Raw genomic sequence first — 21,117 nt, forward strand, 5'->3', positions numbered from 1 at the left:
TACAAGCACAACTGCGGTGATCCTGCAGCCTTGCTTCGGGCCGCGTGCCAGCCTTCAGGCCAGTAGCGCCTGCAGCGTGGCCAGGTCGTCAGCCTGCTCGACGGGCTTGTCATGGCGCCAGCGCAGCATCCGTGGGAAGCGTACCGCGATGCCGCTCTTGTGGCGCCTGGAGAGCGCGATGCCTTCGAAGCCCAGCTCGAAGACCAGGGTCGGGGTCACGCTGCGCACCGGCCCGAAGGTCTCCACCGTGGTCTTGCGGATGATGGCATCGACTTGGCGCATTTCTGCGTCGGTCAGGCCGGAATAGGCCTTGGCGAAGGGCACCAGGGTGCGTCCAGGCATGTCCGCCGGACCATCCCAGACGGCGAAGGTGTAGTCGCTGTAGAGGCTGGCGCGGCGTCCATGGCCACGCTGGGCATAGATCAGCACGGCGTCGACGCTGAATGGGTCGATCTTCCACTTCCACCACAGCCCCATGTCCTTGGTCCGACCCACGCCATACAGCGCATCACGCTGCTTGAGCATCAGGCCTTCCACGCCGAGGTCGCGCGATCGCTCGCGCTGGCTGGCCAGGTCGGCCCAGTCGCGGCCTTCGAGCAGCGGTGAAAGCAGGACCGGCGCCAGGGGGTGATGGTCCACCAGGTATTCCAGCTGGCGGCGACGCTCGTGCTGCGGCCGGCTGCGCCAGTCCTCGCCCTGCCATTCGAGCAGGTCATAGGCTTGCAGGACTACTGGCGCCTCGGCCAGCAGCTTCTTGCCAAGGGTCTTGCGGCCCAGGCGCTGCTGTAGCAGGGCGAAAGGCTGCACGCCGGGAGCGTCACGGTCGGGCGTGGTTTTCCAGACCAGGATCTCGCCGTCGATCACCGTGCCGTCCAGCAGCGTCTCGGCGAGGCCGTGCAGTTCTGGAAAGCGTTCGGTGACCAGTTCCTCGCCGCGCGACCAGATCCACAGCTGGCCGTCACGCTTGACCACCTGGGCGCGAATTCCGTCCCACTTCCATTCCGCTTGCCAGTCGCTGGCCGGGCCCAGCAGGGCGTCGAACTGCTCGACGGGAGCTTGCAGGGCATGAGCCAGGAAGAACGGATAAGGCTGCCCGCCGCGCAGGGCATGCTCGTCGGCCGACTCTGGCGCGATCAGCTTGAGGTAACTGTGCGAGGTAGGACGATGGCTCAGGTCGGTATAGCCGACCAGACGCTGGGCCACGCGCTTGGCATCCAGGCCCGCCAGCTGGGCCAGGGCACGGGTGACCAACAGCTTGGACACGCCGACCCGGAAGCTGCCGGTGACCAGCTTCAGGCAGAGCATCAGGCTGGGGCGGTCCAGGCGTGCCCAGAGTTCGGGCAGACGCTGCTGAACCTGCTCCGGCGTCGCACCGCGCAGAGGCAGCAGATGCACCTCGACCCAGTGCGCCAGCCCCTCGTCGCTGGCGTGCTCGGACTCGGGCAGCAGCAGGGAAATGGTCTCGGCCAGGTCGCCCACCGCATGGTAGCTCTCCTCGAACAACCACTCCGGTAGCCCTGACAGCGCAACGGTCAGCTCGCGCAGCAGCCGGGTCGGCACCAGTTGCCGTGGTCGCCCGCCCGCCAGGAAGTACACCGCCCAGGCAGCGTCGGCGGCGCTTGCCTGGGCGAAGTAGGCGCGCAGCGCCTCGAGCTTGGCATTGCTGGACGTCGTGGCGTCCAGGCGCAGGTAGAGTTCGGCGAAATCCTTCATGCATCGTGCTCCGTCGTGCTGGCGGCATCGTCTTCATCGCCGTATTCGGTGACGAAGGCACGTGCATCGAGTCCCTGTTCGTTGAGGTAGCGCACCAGCACATTGACCGAGCCGTGCGTGACCATGACCCGTTCGGCACCGGTCTGCCCGATGGCCCAGAGTAGCCCAGGCCAGTCGGCGTGGTCGGAAAGCACGAAGCCGCGATCGACGCCGCGTCGCCGGCGAGTGCCGCGCAGGCGCATCCAGCCGCTGGCGAAACCGTCGCTGTAGTCGCCGAAGCGTTTCATCCAGCTGCTTCCGGACGCCGAAGGAGGCGCCATGATCAGCGCCTCGCGCAACAGCGGGTCATGGCGCGCGATGTCCCCGGCGTAGCGGGTCGCGGGCAGGGCGACACCGGCTTCTCGATAGACTCGGTTCAATGGCTCGACGGCGCCATGCACGAGGATCGGGCCAATGCTTGCGTCGAGCCCGTGAAGAATGCGCTGGGCCTTGCCGAAGGCATAGCTGAACAGCACGCTGGCCTTGCCCTGGGCCTGGTTGGCGCGCCACCAGGCGTCGATCTGGGCGAACACCTCGGCCTGGGACGGCCAGCGATAGATCGGCAGGCCGAAGGTCGATTCGGTGATGAAGGTATGGCAGCGTACCGGTTCGAACGGCGCGCAGGTACCGTCGGGCTCGACCTTGTAATCGCCCGAGGCGACCCAGACTTGGCCCTGGTATTCCAGGCGGACCTGGGCCGAGCCCAGCACGTGCCCGGCAGGGTGCAGGCTGAGGGTGACGCCGTGGTGCTCGAGCCGCTGGCCATACGGCAGGGTCTGCAGGCGGATGTCCTGGCCCAGGCGGCTGCGCAGCACGCCGGCACCGGGCTCGGCGGTGAGGTAGTGGCCATTGCCGGGCCGCGAATGATCGCCGTGACCATGGGTGATGACGGCCCGCTCCACGGGGCGCCAGGGGTCGATGTAGAAGTCACCAGGCGGGCAGTACAGACCTTCGGGGCGAGCGATGACAAGATCCATGGCAGGGCCGTTGGCAGGGAGTTACAGGTAGGAACCCTGCCGGGCCGGGGAAGTTCGAGCTCGATGCGCCCGCTGCCATGGACTGTCTGCTATCTACCTCTCGGGCACCAGGGTCAGGCCCTGGGTGCCATAGCCCTGGGTGAAATGCCGTGGCTGCAGCGGCAAGGTCATGAAGCGTCCCTTGAACCAGGCATCCAGACCGTCGGCATGGTTGCGGCTGGCCGGGTTGCCCGACTGGCCATTGCTGGTCAGGACCTGCAGCGGTTCGGCCTGGGCGAAGTCGACCAGCAGGCGCGCCGAGGCGGGCAAGTGGGTGGCGAAGCCGTCGCCCCAGGCGTAAGGCGTCAGGTTCAAGGTACTGAAGTCGCCGCCAGCGGCCTGCGCCGGTCGCTCGATGACGTCGCCCAGGCCGTGCCAGGCGGGCGCTGGCCAGCGGTACTGGTGCAGTTTGCCCCATTGCCAGGCGCGGCGATCGCTACCCAGCTGCGCCACGCCAGCGTCCATCGCCGCAGCCAGGCTGCGGGCGAGGATGGCCGGCTTGTCTTCCCTGCGTGTCGTGGCGCGATCATCCCAGAATGGACTGTCTTCACGACCAAGCAGGTGATCGGCCTGGGCCGAATAGGACAGGCGGGCATTGCCGACGAAAGCTTTCCAGGCCGGCTCCGACTCAGGGCCGAGTTCGTCGAGGAAGGTCTGCCGAGCGACCTGCTGCAGGAACAACCCGTACAAGGCCGCGTCTGCCGATACCGGACTCAACCGGCCGTCGAAAGCCTTGAGCCGTGCCAGGGCCTCGCTGGCCTTGGGCCGTTGCTCACTCGGCAAGGCCGCGATGGCCTGCTGCAGAGCCTGCGCCATGCCTGGCGCGTCGAACATCTGCTTGAGCTTGTCGGCCAGCAGGCTCACCTGGTCGTCGTGCATGGCCATCAGGCTGCGGCTGTCATGGCGGCCGTTGCCGGCCAGCTGAGCCAGGCGCTGCGCCCGCTGCGGGTAATACCAGCTGCTCGACAGCTGCATGCCGTAGCCCCGTGGCTGGCTGCGCTCGCTGGCATGACCGAGCCAGCCGGTCGCCGGATCCTGGTCGTAGGGGTGGAGCATCGGGTCGGCATAACCGTCCCAGTCGTAGCGGCTGTCCCAGCCGGGAGAGGGCAGCAGGCCCTGGCCGTCGCGACGGTTGGGGTAGCGGCCGCTGACTTGCCAGCCGATCTGCTGCGCGTCGGCGAAAACGAAGTTGAGCGCGGCCGCGCCGACTTCCCGGGTGGTTTCGAAGGCACGCTCGAGCGAGCCCGCACGGGTCAGGTCGAACAGTGCGTCGAGACTTCGATCACCCTCCCACGTCGGCAAGTGCAGGGCAAGGCCAAGGCTGGCGCTGTCCGGTTGTGCCAGCAGCGTGCCGTGGCGAGTCTCGTACAGCACTTCGCGCTGCGGCGGCTGGCCACGTACGAAGAACGTCTCGTTGCGCCCGCGGGCCGGCTGCCACTTGCCATCGGCCAGGTAGTGCAACCGGTTGCCCTGGTGGCGCAACCGTTCGAGGAACAGGTCCTGATTGTCGGCCATCACCGCGCTGCTGCTCCACGCCAACTGGCCATTGTAGCCGGCCAGCACGATCGGCAGCCCAGGCAGGGACAGGCCGGCGACCTGGTACTTGCTGGTGTGGACCTGCACCGGAACCAACGCCCAGGCGGCACGACTGTCGCTGCTCAGCAGGCTCTTGCCGCTACGGCTACGCAGTGGGCCAAGCGCCCAGTTGGCCGAGCCCGGGTTACCCAGCAGGCCGAGCTCGGCCAGGCGCTGGCTGGCGTCGGTCAACGCCGCCAGGCCCGGGAGCTGCCTGACGATGTCCAGACCTCGGAGCTTTTCCGCTTCGGCGCTGGCCAGAGGCTCGTCGGCCGCGATGGGTAGCAGCCAGGCCAGCTTGTCGCTGCCGACCTTCTGCGCGAGGGTCAGTGCCGACAACTCTTCGTGCAGGTTCACTGACTGGCTGAAGGCATACAGCGCAAAGATCAGCGCCGAATCCTCGGGCTTCCAATATTCGGCACGATAGGTGCTTTGGGCGAGAACGCCCGGCAGCTTGTCGCGGTAGCGGAACAGGTAGGCATTGACGCCTCGCGCATAGACCTCGAGAAAGCGCTTGAGGCGTGGCGAGGCATTGCCGTACAGCTGGGCGGCGCTCTGTCCGAGATTGGCCGCGCGCATCAGTCGATCGCTGTCGAGCGCCTCGGCCCCGGCCAGTTCGGCGAAGCGCCCCTGTGCCAGCAGGCGCATGGCGACCATCTGTTCGATACGGTCGCTGGCATGCACGTAGCCGAGACTGAACAAGGCATCATGGAAGCTGCTGCTTTCGATCAGCGGTGCGCCCATGGCATTGCGTCGAACCGAGACGTTCTGCGCCAGGCCCTTGAGCGGCTGGACACCGCTGGTCGGCGCGAGCGTATCGGGCTGACCGCCCGTCTGGCAGCCCGCCAGGCCAAGCAGGCCGAGCAATGTGGCAGCGCTCGCCAGTCGCGCGCGTACCGAAGAAGGAAGAGAGGCGGCCATGGCCGGGCTCCTGGCAGAAGGTTCTTGGGGGCTGCAAGCCGCAAGGCACAAGCTGGAGTGGTTCGCGTCGCCTATGCAGGCATGGGAACATCTTGTGCCGCCACGCTTTTGCTTGCAGCTTGCAGCTTGCAGCTTGCAGCTCAGTAGCAGGTCAAGCGCCGTGGCACTTCTTGAACTTCTTCTCGCTGCCGCACGGGCAAGGGTCGTTGCGGCCCACGTCCTTCAGGGCGTTGCGCACCGGCTCCTGGGGAGCATGGTTGCAGTGCGGGCCGTGTACATGGCCGTGGTGGTGATCGTGATCGTGGTTGCAGTCTGGACCATGGACATGGGGTTGCTGGGTCATTGCGGGTTACTCCGGTTTGAGATCGCCGGGAATTATCTCACCACTGCGCATCAAGTGCATTTGGCGCCAGAAGAATAATCCGCTGTCCAGCTCCACTTGCAGTCGATAGTGCAGAGGCTGGCTGCGCTTGAGCAGCCGCGACAGTGGTCGCAGCTGCTTCCACAGGTTGGTCCGGGCGGTGATCTGGAAGGTGCGCTGGCTGTGGGGGGCGACACTGCGCCAGAGACTGGCCTGGTCGTCGACCAGCAACAGTTCCTCCAGGCGCACGGAATAATCCAGGTTGCGGATGAACAGGCGGCTGTCGTTGGGGTTGACGACCCGAACATACAACACGAACTCCTGCTGGTGGAGCTTGGCCTTGAGCGTTTGCACCTTGACCAGGTGCAGCTCCGGCTCCTGCCAGGTATCGCCGCCCCAGCCCGCGCACCCGCCCAGCAGGGCCAGGACCACACCCAGGGCGAGCGAGCGGGCCAGGACGTTCATCGTCAGCTGGCCATGTAGCTGGAGCAGCATTTCTTGAACTTCTGCCCGCTGGCGCAGGGGCAGGGGTCGTTGCGACCGGCCTTGAGCTCGACGGTCGGGTCGATGAAATACCAGCGACCGGCGTGCTGGACGAAGGCTGAGCGCTCGCGATGCTGGTGGTCGCCCGCCTGGTCATGCCAGCGGGCCGTGAAGGTGACGAAGGCGTGTTCGGGCTGGCCACCGAATACCTCGGCGGTTTCCACTTCCAGGCCCAGCCAGGTGCTCTGGGCGCTCCAGGCCGCCATGGCGGCCTGGTCGAGCCCGGCTTGCTGTGCGGGCAGGGTGGTCGCCACCAGGTAGTCCACCAGGCCAAGGACATAGGCGCTGTAGCGCGAACGCATCAATGCCTGGGCATCGGGCGCCGGGGTGCCGGCATGGAAATGCCCGCAGCAGGCGTCGAGCAGGTTGCCACTGCCACATGGGCAGACCGAGACACTCATCGAATCACCACCAGTACTTGCCGAAATTCCCTGGATTGGCCCAGAACTTGGCATTGAGCCAGTCCGGGACCTGCTTGTAGTCATGTAGATCATAGGTGAACAGGCTCAGGACCTGCTCGTCGCGGCGAAACTTTTCGCTGACCGAAAGCGCCAGGGAAAAGAAATCCGTCTCCTGCCAACCGCAGGCCGGCAGGTCGGCCAGTACCGCCACCCGGCTGGCATTGAGATTGCGAATGCCACCGAGCAGTTCCAGGCCGGCGCGCTTGGGCAGGTGCTCGAGGCAGTCGACCAGCAACGCCAGATCGAATCGGCGCGCCGCGAGCGCCGCTGGAAGCGGTCCGGGCGCAGCGGTCTCGATGCGCGCTTGCGGGTGCGCCTGGGCAAACGCATCCAGGGCCGGGAAGCGACTGCCGACCAGCAGCAACCGGGCCGGTGCGAAGCGCTCGAGCAAGGCGGCCAGGGCTTGCTGGGGGGTGCGCTGGGAAAATCCGTCGGTCATCGCCAGTCCTCGTTCATATGAGCCAAGACTAACGGGCCGAGGGCCGCGGGTATAGTGTCCATGCCGGCAGGGCTGGCATCACGCTGGCAGAGATCGCCGCGGCGGTCTTTACTCCCAGGGCGTCGGCTTTGTACCGATTCCCCTAGGAGGCAGCGACAGATGAGCATAGTACGTACCGCGATACCCCTGGTTCTGCTCACCAGCGTGTTGACTGGCTGTGCAGGTCTGCAGAAAACCGACTGGCCGAAATGTGCTGCCGCCGGGGGCGCCACCGGCGCGGCCCTGGGCGCCATCGAGAGCTCCAGCTGGATCGGCTGGGGGGCGCTGCTCGGAGGCGGTCTGGCAGCGGGTTACTGCTGGGCACATGGCGATGGCGACGAGGACGGCGACGGCGTCCCCGACAGTCGCGACAAGTGCCCAGGCACCCCGCGTGGGGTACAAGTCGACGCCAATGGCTGCCCGCCCGAACCGGCCCCGGCACCAGCACCTGTCCCCGAACCGGTGGTGGCGCAGAAGGAAGAAGTGATCGTCATTCGCGATGTGCACTTCGAGTTCGATTCGGCGCGCCTGACCGCGGCGGACCGACAGCACCTCGATAGTGTTGCCGCGCGACTGCGGCAGGAGGCGGCCAATGTACGCCTGAGCGTGACCGGGCATACCGACAGCGTCGGCTCCGACGCCTACAACCAGAGACTCTCGCAGCGCCGCGCCCACGCGGTGACGGACTATCTGGTCAGCACCGGCGTGCCGCGCAGCAGCTTCGTCTCGGTCAGCGGCGCGGGCGAATCGCAGCCGGTCGCCGACAACTCCACCGAAAGCGGCCGGGCGATGAACCGCAGGACCGAGATCAAGATCCAACGTTGAGCCGGCCATGCCAAACCCATCGCGGGGCAGAGCGCATGCCCCGCGATGGCAGAACAGATGGAGGACAGGCATGCAAGTGTTACTAGGGCTGGGCAAGCTGCTTACCGTGGCATTCTGGTGGGTGGCACTGATCAATCTGCTGATGCCCCAGGTTTTGCCGTTCAACCTTCTGATAAATGCCGTCGCCATCCTGCTGCTCGGGCTGCATGTGCTGGAGATCCTGTTCTTCAATGCCAGCCTGCGTGGACGCAGCCATCGCTGGTTCGATCGTCTGCAGATCCTGCTGACCGGCATCTTCCATGTGATGTCGATCCGCAGACCCTGAGCGGCCACAGCGGGCCCCAGGCGGCAAGCCACAAGCCGCAAGTAAAAGCGGTGCGGCGTCGCTGCACATCATTCGTTCCACTGCCGCAGCCCCCACCGCCTGGAGCCTGGAGCTGACCGCTCAGCCCCAGGAAGCCAGCACCACCACGGCCAGGCCGAGCAGCAGGTTGATGCCTACCATTCGTCGGATCCTCGACAGGGCCCAGGCACCGGTCGTCCAGTCCTGTTTCTGCACCGCCTCGCGCAGTTGCGGCCACAGCAGCGTATGGACACGCATGAACAGCGCGAACATGGCCAGCGCGCCACCGATCATCATTTGCACGTGGCGCGGTGCGGTCTGCAGGCCAAGGCCGGTAGCGTGCATCATGCCTGTCCCGCTGATCGCCAGCAGCGCGATAGCCAGCCAGACCCATCCGAAGAAGCGTCGGAAAACTTCCACCCACAGGCGCAGCCGCTCCGGCCCCTGCAAGGCTGCGGCCGTGGCTGGGCGCAGCACCAGCCAGGCGAAGCCCATGCCGCCGACCCAGAGCAGGGCGGCCACGAGATGCAGAGTGTGGGACAAGGCATAGGCAAGCATCGGGATCTCCGGGAAGCGCGAGGGACAATTGCCGGGTATGATAGCGGCCCATGCGAAACACTGAAAATCCATACAGCCCTTCGGGCGTCCGCAGACCATGATCAGCAACGAACTCAAGACCACCATCCAGGGCGCCTATTCGCGGTTCCTCGAAGCCAAGGGCCTGCGTCCCCGTTACGGGCAGCGGCTGATGATCGCCGAAGTGGCCAAGGTGCTTGGCGACATCGCCTGCGATGAAGAAGGCCGGCGCACCGGCGAACCCGCCGTGGTGGCGGTGGAGGCCGGTACCGGTACCGGCAAGACGGTCGCCTACAGCCTGGCCGCGATCCCGGCCGCCAAGGCCGCCGGCAAGCGCCTGGTGATCGCCACCGCCACCGTGGCCCTGCAGGAGCAGATCGTCTTCAAGGACCTGCCCGACCTGATGCGCAACAGTGGGTTGAACTTCAGTTTCGCCCTGGCCAAGGGGCGGGGTCGCTACCTGTGCCTGTCCAAGCTCGACCTGCTGTTGCAGGAAGGCCATGCCCAGTCCGCGACCGCCCAGCTGTTCGAGGACGAGGGCTTCCACATCGAAATCGACGAGGCCAGCCAGAAGCTGTTCAACAGCATGATCGAGCGCCTGGCGGGCAACCGTTGGGACGGCGATCGCGACAGCTGGCCGGAAGCGATCGAGGACCAGGCGTGGGCGCGGCTGACCACCGACCACGGCCAGTGTACCGGTCGCCACTGTCCCAACTTCCAGCAATGCGTGTTCTACAAGGCGCGCGAAGGCATGGGCAAGGTGGATGTCATCGTCACCAACCACGACATGGTCCTGGCGGACCTCGCGCTGGGCGGCGGCGCCGTGCTGCCCGACCCGCGCGATACGGTGTACGTGTTCGACGAAGGGCACCACCTGCCCGACAAAGCCATCGGCCACTTCGCTCACTATTCGCGATTGCGCTCGACCGCCGAGTGGCTCGAGCAGACGGCCAGGAACCTGACCAAGCTGCTGGCCCAGCATCCGCTGCCCGGCGACCTGGGGCGCCTGATCGAGCAGGTGCCGGAGCTGGCGCGAGAGATCCGTACCCAGCAGCAGTTCATGTTCGGCCTCTGCGAACAGGTCGCCGACTTCCGCCCCGGCGAAGACATGGAAGGCCGCGAGCGGCCTCGCTATCGCTTCGAAGGCGGCGTGGTACCGCAGGCCATCCGCGAGGCCGGTATCGAACTGAAGAAAGGGTTCGCCCGGCTCAACGACCTGTTCACGCGCCTGGCCGATCTGCTCAAGGAAGGCATGGACGGCGAGAAGAGCATCGGTATCGCCAGCCACCAGGCGGAAGAATGGTACCCGCTGTTCGGCAGCCTGCTGACCCGCGCCCAGGGCAACTGGGAGCTCTGGACCGCATTCACTGCAGAAGACCCGCAGGACAACCCGCCGATGGCGCGTTGGCTGACCTTGGCCGAAGGTGGCGCGCTGTTCGACATCGAGGTCAATGCCAGCCCCATCCTGGCCGCCGAAATGCTGCGGCGCAGCCTCTGGAACGTTGCCCATGGCGCCCTGGTGACCTCCGCGACGCTGACTGCCCTGGGCACGTTCGACCGCTACCGCATGCGCTCGGGCCTGCCGCGCGACGCGGTGACCTGCGTGGTGCCAAGCCCGTTCCATCATGGCGACGCCGGCGTGCTGCGGGTGCCTGACCTGCGCGCCGACCCACGTGACGCGGCGGCCCATACCGCGGCGATCATTCGCGACCTGCCGGAGCTGGTGGAGGGCGCGCGTGGCGCGCTGGTACTGTTTTCCTCGCGTCGGCAGATGCAGGACGTGTTCGATGGCCTCGACCGCGACTGGCGCAAGCTGGTGCTGATTCAGGGCAACCTGTCCAAGCAGGAGACCCTCAACAAGCACAAGGCCCGCGTGGACGATGGCCAGTCCAGCGTACTGTTCGGCCTGGCCAGCTTCGCCGAGGGTGTCGACCTGCCAGGTGCCTACTGCGAACATGTGGTCATCGCCAAGATTCCGTTCGCCGTGCCGGATGATCCGGTCGAAGCGGCGTTGGCGGAGTGGATCGAGGCACGTGGCGGCAATCCGTTCATGGAGATCGCCGTGCCCGATGCATCGCTCAGGCTGATCCAGGCTTGCGGGCGACTGCTACGCACCGAACAGGACCGGGGCATCATCACCCTGCTGGATCGTCGCCTGGTCACCCAGCGCTATGGCAAGGCTATTCTCAATGCATTGCCGCCGTTCCGCCGGGAAATCGGCTGACCGGGAAGTGGACGGCGCGGCAGCCCGTACCGTTGTGCAACGCGAGCCCGCATCGTCCAACAGGAGGCCCCTGGCGCCATGATCCGCCCTTTGTTGTCAGCCGTGCTGGCGTTTTGGCTTGGCTCACCGGTCCTGGCCGGGCAGACGACACTGTTCAGCTTCGTGCGCCCGGCAGCGATCGTCGAGGTGACCACGGACAATGCCGTGCTGCCCCAGTACAACGCCGAGCAGACCGCCGAGGGCGAAGTGCTCAGACGCGTGGTGTTCAACCCGGTGGAACGGCCGCAGTTGCGCTTGAGCCCGCAGACCGGCACCTGGGACTGGTCCGCTGGGCAGGCCCTGACCTTACGCCTGCAGAGCGCGATGGACTGGGCGCTGACGCTGGACGTGGTGGTGCAGGCAAGCGACGGCCGCACGTTGACCAGTCGCATCGACTTGCCCGCCGGGCCGGCGCAGACCGTGCTGGTGCCGCTCAAGGCAAGTTCGCCGTTGAGCCATGGCATGCGTGCCGGTCCGCCCATGCCCTGGACCCATCAGGGCCAGCGCCTGTCGCTGGCCAGCAGCAGTGGCGAAATCGACCTGGCCCAGGTGGCCTCCATCACCTTGAGCATCCCGCAGCCGAAGGTGGCCCAGAGCCTGCTGATCGAAAAGGTCGGCCTGCAGGACGATGTCCTGGCGCTCCAGGCGGCCTATGCCGACCTGATCGACGGCTATGGCCAGGCTACTCGGCAGCGCTGGCCCGACAAGGTCGAGAACGACGCTCAGCTGCAGGCCGGCGCGGCACGCGAGCGGCAGATGCTCGGGGCCTGGCTGGATGAACGCGCCAAGCTGGCGCTGGATACCTTTGGCGGTGTCAAAGGTGGGCTGGCGTTCGAGGCCAGCGGATTCTTTCGCACCGAGAAGCGTCAGGGCCGCTGGTACCTGGTGACGCCGGAAGGCAACCCGTTCTTCTCGCTGGGCGTCAATGCGGTAGCGGTGGATGGCGGGCGCACTTATGTAGCGGGCCGCGAGGACATGTTCAGGCAGCTTCCCGGCGAAGGTGAGCCGCTGGCCGTTTTCTATGGCAAGGGCAACGATGACGATGGCAACGCCTCGTCCCGTGGGCGCGCCTTCAACCAGGGTCGCTGGTTCGACTTCCACGCCGCCAACCTCGCGCGCATCCATGCCCAGCCATGCGAGCAGGTTGCGGCGGACCCGAGAGCGTCGAATTGTCCGCCGGCCGTGTTCGATCCGGCGCGCTGGCGGGGTCATGCGCTGGATCGCCTGCTGGCCTGGGGCTTCAACACGATCGGCAACTGGAGCGACCCCGGCCTGGGCGGTCAGTCACGGGTCGCCTATACGCTGCCACTGTCGATCGTTGGCGACTACGCCAGCATCAGTACTGGCATGGACTGGTGGGGCCGCATGCCCGACCCGTTCGACCCGCGCTTCGCCATGGCTGCCGAACGCGCCGTGGCCATTGCCGCCCGTGATCATCGCGACGATCCCTGGCTGATCGGCTACTTCGCCGACAACGAACTGGCCTGGGCAGCGCCTGGGGATACGCCGAAGGCGCGCTATGGCCTGGCTTTCGGCACGCTGCGCCTGACTACCGACGTGCCTGCCAAGCGGGCCTTCCTCAAGCAGTTGCGGGACAAGTACCGTAATCAGGAAGGCCTGTCCAAGGCCTGGGGCATCGAGTTGCCGGCCTGGGAACTGATGGAGGACCCGGGCTTCGAGGCGCCGCTGCCCAATCCTGCCCATCCGGAAATCGAGCGGGACTACCAGCACTTCCAGCAGGTGTTCGCCGAAACCTACTTCAAGACCATCGCCGACTCGCTGAACTGGCATGCGCCCAACCACCTGCTGCTTGGCGGTCGCTTCGCCGTCAGCACGCCAGAGGCGGTCAAGGCCTGCGCCGAGTTCTGCGATGTGCTGAGCTTCAACTTCTATACGCCACGGCCCGAGGACGGTCATGATTTCGTGCGTCTGGCCGAGCTGGACAAGCCCGTGCTGGTCTCGGAATTCCAGTTCGGCTCGCGCGATCGTGGGCCATTCTGGCCTGGGCCGATGGAAGTCGCGCGCGAAGAAGCGCGCGGACCGGCGTACCAGGGGTTCGTCAAGGCGGCGGTGGCGCAACCGATGATCGTCGGCACGCACTGGTTCCAGTATCTCGACCAGCCTGCCAGCGGGCGGTTGCTCGACGGCGAGAATGGCCACCTTGGCCTGGTGGGCATCACCGACCTGCCATGGCAAGGGTTCGTGGAAGCGGTACGTCATGGCAACCTGCAGGCCCTGGAGGCACTGCGTCAGCAAGCGCAGCCACAGCCATGACAGGTTGTCGTACCGTCCGGTCGCGCGGTGTTTGCAAATGGCCTGACTACTGAAACAATGCAGGACTTTTGCGGTACGCGTTCGACGAGGAGACAGGCGGGTGCAGATCCAGGGTCACTATGAGCTGAAGTTCGAAGCGGTGCGCGACGCATTCGCCGCATTGTTCGAGGATCATCAGGAGCGCGGCGCGGCGTTGTGCATCCAGGTTGGCGGCGAAACCGTCATCGACCTGTGGGCGGGCAGCGCTGACAAGGATGGGGTCCAGGCCTGGCACAGCGATACCATCGTCAACCTGTTTTCCTGCACCAAGACGTTCACCGCCGTCGCCGCCCTGCAACTGGTGGGCGAGGGCAAGCTTGCCCTTGACGTTCCCGTGGCGCGCTACTGGCCGCAGTTCGCCCAGGCGGGCAAGGAAAGCGTGACCCTGCGCCAGTTGCTCAGCCACCGTGCCGGTTTGCCGGCGATCCGTGAACTGTTGCCGGCCGAGGCGTTCTATGACTGGCAGACCATGGTCGAGGCATTGGCGTGCGAAGCGCCCTGGTGGGTGCCTGGCACGGCCCACGGCTATGCCGCCATCACCTACGGCTGGCTGGTCGGCGAGTTGATCCGCCGAGCCGACGGAAGGGCGCCGGGCGACTCGATCGTGGCGCGTACTGCAAGACCGCTGGGGCTGGACTTCCACATCGGTTTGCACGATGACCAGTTCGACCGGGTGGCACACCTGGCGCGCGGCAAGGGCAATACCGGCGACGAAGCGGCCCGTCGGCTGTTGCAGGTGACCCTGCGTGAACCCGAGGCCTTGTCGACCCGGGCGTTCACCAACCCGCCTGGCATGCTGACCAGTACCAACAAGCCCCAATGGCGGCGGATGCAGCAGCCTGCCGCCAACGGGCATGGCAATGCTCGAAGCCTGGCAGGCTTCTATGCCGGCCTGCTCGATGGCAGTCTGCTCGAATCGGAGCTGCTCGACGAACTGACACGTGAGCATAGCGTTGGCCAGGACCGGACGTTGCTGACCCAGACTCGCTTCGGGCTTGGCTGCATGCTCGACCAGCCCGCGGTCGCCAACGCCACGTTCGGTCTCGGCGCGAGGGCGTTCGGCCACCCTGGCGCTGGTGGCTCGGTCGGCTTCGCCGATCCCGAGCACGATGTGGCTTTCGGGTTCGTCACCAATACGCTGGGGCCGTACGTTCTCATGGACCCCCGGGCGCAAGCCCTGGTCCGAGCGCTGGGCAGTTGCCTTTGATCGGTTAATGCGGGTATTACCCGCAGGCTTTGTCTATTCTCAACGCCAACGCCCCCGTGGCTAGGCAAAAACCTTTTCATTTCATGGTGTATCGCTGATGTCTTCATACAAAACCTTAGCACTCGCCCTGTGCCTGGCCATGTCTGGCTGCGCCCAGCACCAGCAAGATGCTTCCAGGGACGGTGGTCATGCCTGGTGGCCGTTCGGCTCGGACAAGGTCGCCGACCAGGAGGTCAAGGAAGCTGTCACCGAGAAGGTGGCCAAGGCCGAAGCCAAGAGCGAAAGCGGCAAGCACTGGTGGTGGCCGTTCGGTGGCGAGGACAAGGTGGCCGAAGCCAAGCCCGAGGTCCCGAAGATCGACCAGAAGGCGACCCAGGCCTGGCTCGACGACTACGAGCCGAAGCTGCGCGAAGCCGTCAAGGGCAGCCAGTTGCAGGTGGAGCGCCGCGACGATCTGCTGGCCGTGACTTTGCCAGTGGACGGTTCTTACAACCCGGATCGGCCGAACATGCTCCTGCCTGCCACCCTGGGTCCGATCACCCGTGTGGCCAAGGTGGTCGAACTCGACCCGAAGACCGCCGTGCTCGTGCTGGGGCATGCCGACAGTACCGGCGCCGCGGCCGTCAACCAGAAGCTCAGCCTCGAACGCGCCGCGTCGGTGTCGGCGATCTTCCGTCTCAGCGGCCTGCAGCGTGATCGGCTGACGCTCAAGGGCATGGGGTCGGTAATGCCACGCGCGGCCAACGACAGCGCAGAAGGTCGGGCATTGAACCGCCGCGTCGAAATGTTGCTGACGCCGCAGAACACCATGGTCGCCCTCCTGGCCAAGTACCAGCAAGCCACACCAGTGACGCAGACGCCGGCAATGATCGCGGTGCAGGATGCCAAGGCGCCGGTGGCCAAGGCCGCGGACAGCAAGGCGGCAGCCAAGCCGGCCGCCAAGAAGCCGGTCGCCAAGGCCAAGCCAGTGGCCAAGGTCACTGCCAAGAAGAAGGCGACGCCGGCCAAGCCTGCCAAGAAGGCAGCAGCCCAGAAGAAGGTCGCTGCCAACAGCACCGCGAAAAGCAACTGATCGGCAAGGAATGCAGTCATGAATCGATCCTTGGCCGATATGCGTCGCGACTACACCCGCGACGGCCTGGCCGAAGCACAGGCGCCAAGCGAACCGCTGGCGTTGTTCCGGCAATGGTTCGCCGATGCGGTGCAAACCGAGCAGGCGCCGGTGGAAGCCAATGCCATGACCTTGGCCACCGTCGACGGCGATGGTCGCCCTCATTGCCGAGTGCTGTTGCTCAAGGGGCTGGACGACAGTGGCTTCACCTTCTTCAGCAACTACGACAGCGCCAAGGGTCGGCAGCTGCACGCCAACCCTTATGCGGCCATGACGTTCTTCTGGCCGGCGCTGGAGCGTCAGGTACGTATCGAAGGCCAGGTCGAAAAGGTCACGCCCCAGGAGTCGGACGAGTACTACCAGGTGCGCCCCTTGGGAAGTCGCCTGGGCGCGTGGGCTTCGCCGCAGAGCCAGGTAATCGGTGGCCGTGAGCAGCTCGAAGAGCTGGTCAGGGCTACCGAGACACGCTTCAGTGGTGTCCAGCCGCATTGTCCCCCTCACTGGGGGGGCTACCGCCTGCTCCCGGAACGGATCGAGTTCTGGCAGGGGCGTGCCAGCCGCCTGCATGATCGGCTGAACTACCGACTGGTCGACGGAAGCTGGCAGCGCGAGCGGCTGGCACCTTGATCCGCACACGCGCGATCCTGCATGGTGCAGGGTGGCGCGTCCGCCGATGGCTTGCCTGGCGCGAGCAGGCAGCAAAGCGGCTAAGTGCCCACCCCGGCGTCCCGTGATCCTTGTGGGCAACGAAACAAATGGTCGCCATCCCCAGCCCACGCTAACGGAGTAATCCGGCATCATCAGGGGTCTGATTTCTTGATCGCCCGGCGCCGACGGGCCGTGACGTCAATGTCCAGGCCAATGAAGCGAATTTCACGTCTGGAGTATCGTGACAGCGGTCGGCGTACGGAGTCTAATGGATACCTGACCTTTGGAGAGTTTCCCATGCGTAAATCCGGAATGCTGGTGGCGAGCTTCACCGCCATGTCGCTGCTGCTTGGCGGCTGTGCCTCGAACCTGGCGGGCGATACCTATTCGCGCGACGAGGCCCGTCGCGTGCAGACCGTACGCATGGGTACCATCGAAGCCCTGCGCCCCGTGAAGATCGAAGGTACCAAGACCCCCATCGGTGGTGGGGCTGGCGCGGTCGTCGGTGGGGTGGCCGGTAGCGCCATCGGCGGCGGGCGCGGCAGCATCGTCGCGGCCGTGATCGGTGCGGTGGCCGGTGGTCTGGCGGGCTCGGCCGCGGAAGAGGGCATCACCCGTACCCAGGGTGTGGAAATCACCGTGCGTGAAGATGACGGTAGCACCCGTGCCTATGTGCAGGCGGTTCAGGAAAACGAGATTTTCCGGGTCGGTGAGCGCGTGCGGATCATGACCGTGGATGGCACCAGCCGCGTCTCCCACTGACTCGAAGCGGCCTTGGACAAAACCCCGATCGGGCATTCCCGGTCGGGGTTTTTTTCAACGCATGGATCAGGCCTTGGCGGGCTTGCGACTGGCCATCGCCGTGACCAGGTAACCGATCACCGCGGCGAAGAACGAACCGGTCAGGATGCCCATGCGGTCCATGCCCGCGTATTCGCTCAGGTGCGGGGCGAAAGCCAGGCTGCCGACGAATAGGCTCATGGTGAAGCCGATGCCGCAGAGAATCGCCACCCCCAGCAGCTGGCGCCAGTTGGCGCCAGCGGGCAGGGCGGCCAGCCCCAGTTTGACCGCTAGCCAGGTCAGGCCAAAGACGCCTAGGGTCTTGCCTGCCAGCAAGCCTAGGGCGATACCCATCGGCACCGGATGGGTGAAGCTTTCCAGGCTCATACCAGCCAGCGATACGCCAGCATTGGCAAAGGCGAAGAGCGGCAGGATGGCATACGCCACCCATGGGTGAAGCGCATGCTCCAAGGTCAGCAGTGGCGAAGGCTCGGCGTTCTGGGTGCGCAAGGGAATGGTCAAGGCCAGGGCGACGCCGGCCAGCGTGGCATGCACGCCGCTTTTCAGCACGCAGACCCAGAGGATCACGCCAATCAGCAGGTACGGCCCCAGCTTGATCACGCCGAGGCGGTTCATCGCCACCAGGGCGACCAGGCAGGCAGCGGCCAGCATCAAGGACAAGGTCGACAAGGTGCCGGAGTAGAACAAGGCGATGATGATGATCGCGCCAAGGTCGTCGATGATCGCCAGGGTCATCAGGAACAGCTTCAGCGATACCGGGACGCGCTTGCCGAGCAAGGCCAGCACGCCCAGGGCGAAGGCAATGTCGGTGGCGGTCGGGATCGCCCAGCCGGCGGTTGCCGACGGGTCGTGACGATTGATGAACCAGTAGATCAGTGCAGGCACCAGCATGCCACCGACCGCCGCCGTGGCTGGCAGGATCACTTGCGAAGGCTTGGAAAGCTGGCCATCGAGCACCTCGCGCTTGACCTCCAGGCCGATGAGCAGGAAGAACAGCGCCATCAGCCCGTCATTGATCCACAGCAGCAACGGCTTGGCGATCTGCAGGGCGCCAACCTGCACGGCGACCGGCACTTCGAGCAAGCCCTGATACAGCAACGACATGGGCGAATTGTTGACGATCAGCGCCAGGACAGCCGCCGCGATCAGCAACAGGCCGCTGGCAGCTTCCAGCTGGAGGAAACGGGTGAGCAGACTACGCACGGGCAAGTGGCCCTCCGGTTGTCGGTGAAGGAAATGGGACGTACACCCTAGCCTGAAATAATATGCTTTAGAATAAAAATTATATTCTTTTTAGTTATAAAACATTTATGGGAAGCCTGGAGGAGACTAGCGGAACGAGAAGTAGATGGAACGAGGAAAATTCCACGATGCGTAAGAAATTCTCCGAACTTCCGCGCTTCGATGGCCGGCCCAGACGGCGTCACGAGCCTGACGGGACAAGGCCTGCAAGGCGGCCTTGTCCGTGCTTGGGCTCGGCGGAACAATCAGCTGGCGATGCCCAGCATGTCGCGTGCGACCGCTTCGGCCACGCGGATACCGTCGACCCCCGCGGAAAGGATGCCACCGGCGTAGCCCGCGCCTTCTCCAGCCGGGAATAGCCCCTTGAGGTTCAGGCTCTGGTAGTCCTCGCCACGAGTGATGCGCAGGGGGGATGAAGTGCGTGTTTCGATCCCGGTCAGCACCGCATCGTGCAAGTCATAACCTTTGATCTGGCGAGCGAAGGCTGGAAGCGCTTCGCGGATGGCTTCGATGGCAAAGTCCGGCAGGCTCGGTGCCAGGTCGCCCAAGGTCACGCCCGGCTTGTACGATGGCTCGACGCTGCCCAGGGCCGTGGAGGGCTTGCCAGCCACGAAGTCGCCGACCAGCTGCGCCGGGGCCTGGTAGTTGCTACCCCCGAGAAGGTAGGCATGGGCTTCGAGGCGCTCCTGCAGTTCGATGCCGGCCAGTGGGCCACCAGGGTAGTCACGTTGCGGATCGATGCCGACCACGATCCCCGAGTTGGCATTGCGCTCGTTGCGCGAATATTGGCTCATGCCGTTGGTCACCACCCGGCCTGGCTCGCTGGTCGCGGCGACCACGGTACCGCCAGGGCACATGCAGAAGCTGTAGACCGATCGTCCGTTGCGGGCGTGATGGACCAGCTTGTAGTCGGCGGCGCCCAGCTTGGGATGGCCGGCATACTTGCCCAGGCGCGCCTGGTCGATCAGCGACTGCGGATGCTCGATGCGAAAGCCGATCGAGAAGGGTTTGGCCTCCATGTAGATGCCCTTGGCGTGCAGCATGCGGAAGGTGTCGCGCGCACTGTGCCCGAGGGCCAGCACCACATGACGGGAAGCCAGTTGCTCGGCGTTGTCCAGCACCACGCCTTGTAGCTGACCGTCCTCGATCAGCAGGTCGGTGACCTTGTGTTCGAAACGCACCTCGCCGCCAAGGGCAATGATTTCCTTGCGCATGTTCTCGACCATCCCGGTCAGGCGGAACGTGCCGATATGCGGCTTGTTGATGTAGAGGATCTCCTGCGGGGCGCCAGCTTTGACGAACTCCTCGAGCACCTTGCGACCATGGTGCCGCGGGTCCTTGATCTGGCTGTAGAGCTTGCCGTCGGAAAAGGTACCGGCACCGCCTTCGCCGAACTGCACATTGGATTCCGGGTTGAGCACGCTCTTGCGCCACAGCCCCCAGGTATCCTTGGTGCGCTGGCGCACTTCCTTGCCGCGTTCGACGATGATCGGACGCAAGCCCATCTGAGCCAGCAACAGGCCGGCGAAAATGCCGCAAGGACCGAAACCGACCACGACAGGGCGCTGCTCGGGAGCGGCGCTGGCATGGCCGACGAACGTGTAGCTGACATCCGGGGCCGGGCCGACATTGGGATCATCGGCGAACTTGCGCAGCAGTTCCGCTTCGTTGCTCACTTCCAGGTCAATGGTGTAGATGAACAACAGTTCGCTGTTCTTCTTGCGCGCATCATAGCTGCGCTTGAACAGGGTGAATGCGGTCAACTGCGCGTCGGCGATACCCAGGCGTTGCAGGATGGCCGCGCGCAAGTCCTCGTCGGAGTGGTCCAGGGGCAGTTTGAGTTCGGTGATTCGTAGCATGGCAGGGTCCATTTTCCCGGCCATCAATGGCCGGCGGCTTCACGTAAACCGCCAAGTATAAGCGCTTCGCCGTCTTCTCTGGCAGGAGAAACATGGCCAACGATCAGTTATCCCGTGCCCCGCCGTAGTAGCCACAGCCTTGCAGCGTCTGGCCGCCGACACGCAGTTCGGCATTGAGGTGGCGTAGCGCACCGGTGGCGCTGTCGACGCAACGCTGGGGCGCCAGCCACAACTCGATGCGCTGGCCGTCGGCCTCGCTGGACAGGTTGAGGCTGCCGCTAGGCAGCTGTTCCTCCAGGAAGGGCAAGGGCAGCGGTGGCTGGTCGCGACGCTCCAGGACCATGCCCTTGCCGCTGGCCTTGATCTCCCAGTCCGGTCCATGACCTTCGGCGCGCAGGGTCAGCTGCTTGAAATTGGGGTCGCTGCAGGCGGAGGTGTCGGCTTCCAGGCGATACAGCTGGCGGACATCGAGCTGGCCATCGTTGCCTGCCTGGCGGCTGCCGCCGAGCGTGCCGCGCACGTCGGCGAACAGTTTGCCGCGGGCGTCGTCGGCCAGGTTGGCCGCTTCCTGCAATATACCGGTGTCACCGATGTCGTTGACGACGAAGCGACGGCTTTCGTTGCACGGCTTGAACAGCAGCTGGCCGTTCTCGGCGCTCAGCTCCCCCTGCAGGCGCGTGGTGCCGGTATTCGAATCGCTCGGCTGGGTGGCCAGGAGCTGGCATCCGGTAAACAGAGGCAACAGGGAAGCGAGCAACAGGGAAGGGGTGACGCGCATCGGGCAGGCTCCAAGAGGTCCGGCTTAAGGAGTGCGTCACGTTA

General features: G+C 65.4%; 19 protein-coding genes. 8 read left to right on the forward strand and 11 right to left on the reverse strand.

Annotated elements, in window-relative coordinates:
• Positions 1–54: 54 nt before the first annotated feature.
• The 7 genes from ACY8GK_RS20640 to ACY8GK_RS20670 form a co-directional block, all read right to left on the reverse strand.
• Entirely contained in the window at positions 55–1,713 is a 1,659-nt protein-coding gene (locus ACY8GK_RS20640) for an ATP-dependent DNA ligase (protein WP_462401923.1), read from the reverse strand.
• The gene (locus ACY8GK_RS20645; RefSeq protein WP_196180716.1) at positions 1,710–2,729 is read right to left on the reverse strand and encodes a ligase-associated DNA damage response exonuclease; all 1,020 of its coding nucleotides are present in this window, start codon (positions 2,727–2,729) and stop codon (positions 1,710–1,712) included. The genes ACY8GK_RS20640 and ACY8GK_RS20645 overlap by 4 nt, the downstream gene beginning before the upstream one ends.
• A gap of 93 nt (positions 2,730–2,822) precedes the next feature.
• A complete protein-coding gene (locus tag ACY8GK_RS20650) occupies positions 2,823–5,264 on the reverse strand; it encodes a penicillin acylase family protein (RefSeq protein WP_462401924.1) in 2,442 nt (813 codons plus the stop codon).
• Positions 5,265–5,415: 151 nt separating this feature from the next.
• Complete coding sequence (locus tag ACY8GK_RS20655) at positions 5,416–5,607, reverse strand: SEC-C metal-binding domain-containing protein (protein WP_196180720.1); 192 nt, start codon at positions 5,605–5,607, stop codon at positions 5,416–5,418.
• Between the two features lie 6 nt (positions 5,608–5,613).
• Positions 5,614–6,090 (reverse strand): LEA/WHy family protein, encoded by a 477-nt coding sequence (locus ACY8GK_RS20660; RefSeq protein ID WP_230376183.1) that lies wholly within the window; start codon positions 6,088–6,090, stop codon positions 5,614–5,616.
• 2 nt (positions 6,091–6,092) lie between these two features.
• Complete coding sequence (locus ACY8GK_RS20665) at positions 6,093–6,569, reverse strand: YchJ family protein (RefSeq protein WP_196180724.1); 477 nt, start codon at positions 6,567–6,569, stop codon at positions 6,093–6,095.
• Positions 6,570–6,573: 4 nt separating this feature from the next.
• Entirely contained in the window at positions 6,574–7,068 is a 495-nt protein-coding gene (locus ACY8GK_RS20670; RefSeq protein WP_196180726.1) for a DUF6231 family protein, read from the reverse strand.
• Positions 7,069–7,227: 159 nt separating this feature from the next.
• Between ACY8GK_RS20670 and ACY8GK_RS20675 the strand changes: the two genes are divergently transcribed.
• Positions 7,228–7,932: an OmpA family protein gene (locus tag ACY8GK_RS20675; protein ID WP_462401925.1), complete on the forward strand. Its 705-nt coding sequence runs from the start codon at positions 7,228–7,230 to the stop codon at positions 7,930–7,932.
• 70 nt (positions 7,933–8,002) lie between these two features.
• Positions 8,003–8,257 carry a DUF1145 domain-containing protein gene (locus ACY8GK_RS20680; protein ID WP_462401926.1) on the forward strand — a complete coding sequence of 85 codons (255 nt, stop codon included), beginning with the start codon at positions 8,003–8,005 and terminating at the stop codon, positions 8,255–8,257.
• A 120-nt stretch (positions 8,258–8,377) separates the two neighbouring features.
• On the opposite strand, the gene ACY8GK_RS20685 is transcribed toward ACY8GK_RS20680, so the two are convergent.
• Positions 8,378–8,833, reverse strand: a complete 456-nt coding sequence (locus ACY8GK_RS20685) for a CopD family protein (RefSeq protein ID WP_196180732.1) — start codon at positions 8,831–8,833, stop codon at positions 8,378–8,380.
• A 97-nt stretch (positions 8,834–8,930) separates the two neighbouring features.
• Between ACY8GK_RS20685 and dinG the strand changes: the two genes are divergently transcribed.
• From dinG to ACY8GK_RS20715, 6 genes are all read left to right on the forward strand, one after another.
• Positions 8,931–11,075, forward strand: a complete 2,145-nt coding sequence (gene dinG, locus ACY8GK_RS20690) for an ATP-dependent DNA helicase DinG (protein ID WP_196180734.1) — start codon at positions 8,931–8,933, stop codon at positions 11,073–11,075.
• A gap of 78 nt (positions 11,076–11,153) precedes the next feature.
• A complete protein-coding gene (locus ACY8GK_RS20695; protein WP_462401927.1) occupies positions 11,154–13,388 on the forward strand; it encodes a beta-galactosidase in 2,235 nt (744 codons plus the stop codon).
• Between the two features lie 100 nt (positions 13,389–13,488).
• Positions 13,489–14,634 (forward strand): serine hydrolase domain-containing protein, encoded by a 1,146-nt coding sequence (locus ACY8GK_RS20700; RefSeq protein ID WP_196180738.1) that lies wholly within the window; start codon positions 13,489–13,491, stop codon positions 14,632–14,634.
• Positions 14,635–14,731: 97 nt separating this feature from the next.
• On the forward strand, positions 14,732–15,706 hold the full coding sequence (locus tag ACY8GK_RS20705) for an OmpA family protein (protein ID WP_196180740.1): 975 nt from the start codon (positions 14,732–14,734) through the stop codon (positions 15,704–15,706).
• An 18-nt stretch (positions 15,707–15,724) separates the two neighbouring features.
• Positions 15,725–16,372 carry a pyridoxamine 5'-phosphate oxidase gene (pdxH, locus tag ACY8GK_RS20710; protein ID WP_196180742.1) on the forward strand — a complete coding sequence of 216 codons (648 nt, stop codon included), beginning with the start codon at positions 15,725–15,727 and terminating at the stop codon, positions 16,370–16,372.
• 318 nt (positions 16,373–16,690) lie between these two features.
• Positions 16,691–17,155 (forward strand): glycine zipper 2TM domain-containing protein, encoded by a 465-nt coding sequence (locus ACY8GK_RS20715; protein WP_196180744.1) that lies wholly within the window; start codon positions 16,691–16,693, stop codon positions 17,153–17,155.
• A 66-nt stretch (positions 17,156–17,221) separates the two neighbouring features.
• Here ACY8GK_RS20715 and nhaA read toward each other — a convergent pair whose 3' ends face one another.
• From nhaA to ACY8GK_RS20730, 3 genes are all read right to left on the reverse strand, one after another.
• The gene (gene nhaA, locus ACY8GK_RS20720) at positions 17,222–18,397 is read right to left on the reverse strand and encodes a Na+/H+ antiporter NhaA (RefSeq protein ID WP_462403046.1); all 1,176 of its coding nucleotides are present in this window, start codon (positions 18,395–18,397) and stop codon (positions 17,222–17,224) included.
• Between the two features lie 284 nt (positions 18,398–18,681).
• Positions 18,682–20,295 (reverse strand): NAD(P)/FAD-dependent oxidoreductase, encoded by a 1,614-nt coding sequence (locus ACY8GK_RS20725; RefSeq protein WP_196180746.1) that lies wholly within the window; start codon positions 20,293–20,295, stop codon positions 18,682–18,684.
• A gap of 103 nt (positions 20,296–20,398) precedes the next feature.
• Positions 20,399–21,073 (reverse strand): COG3650 family protein, encoded by a 675-nt coding sequence (locus tag ACY8GK_RS20730; RefSeq protein ID WP_462401928.1) that lies wholly within the window; start codon positions 21,071–21,073, stop codon positions 20,399–20,401.
• Positions 21,074–21,117 lie beyond the last annotated feature (44 nt).

Source organism: Pseudomonas sp. Marseille-QA0332, assembly GCF_054950175.1.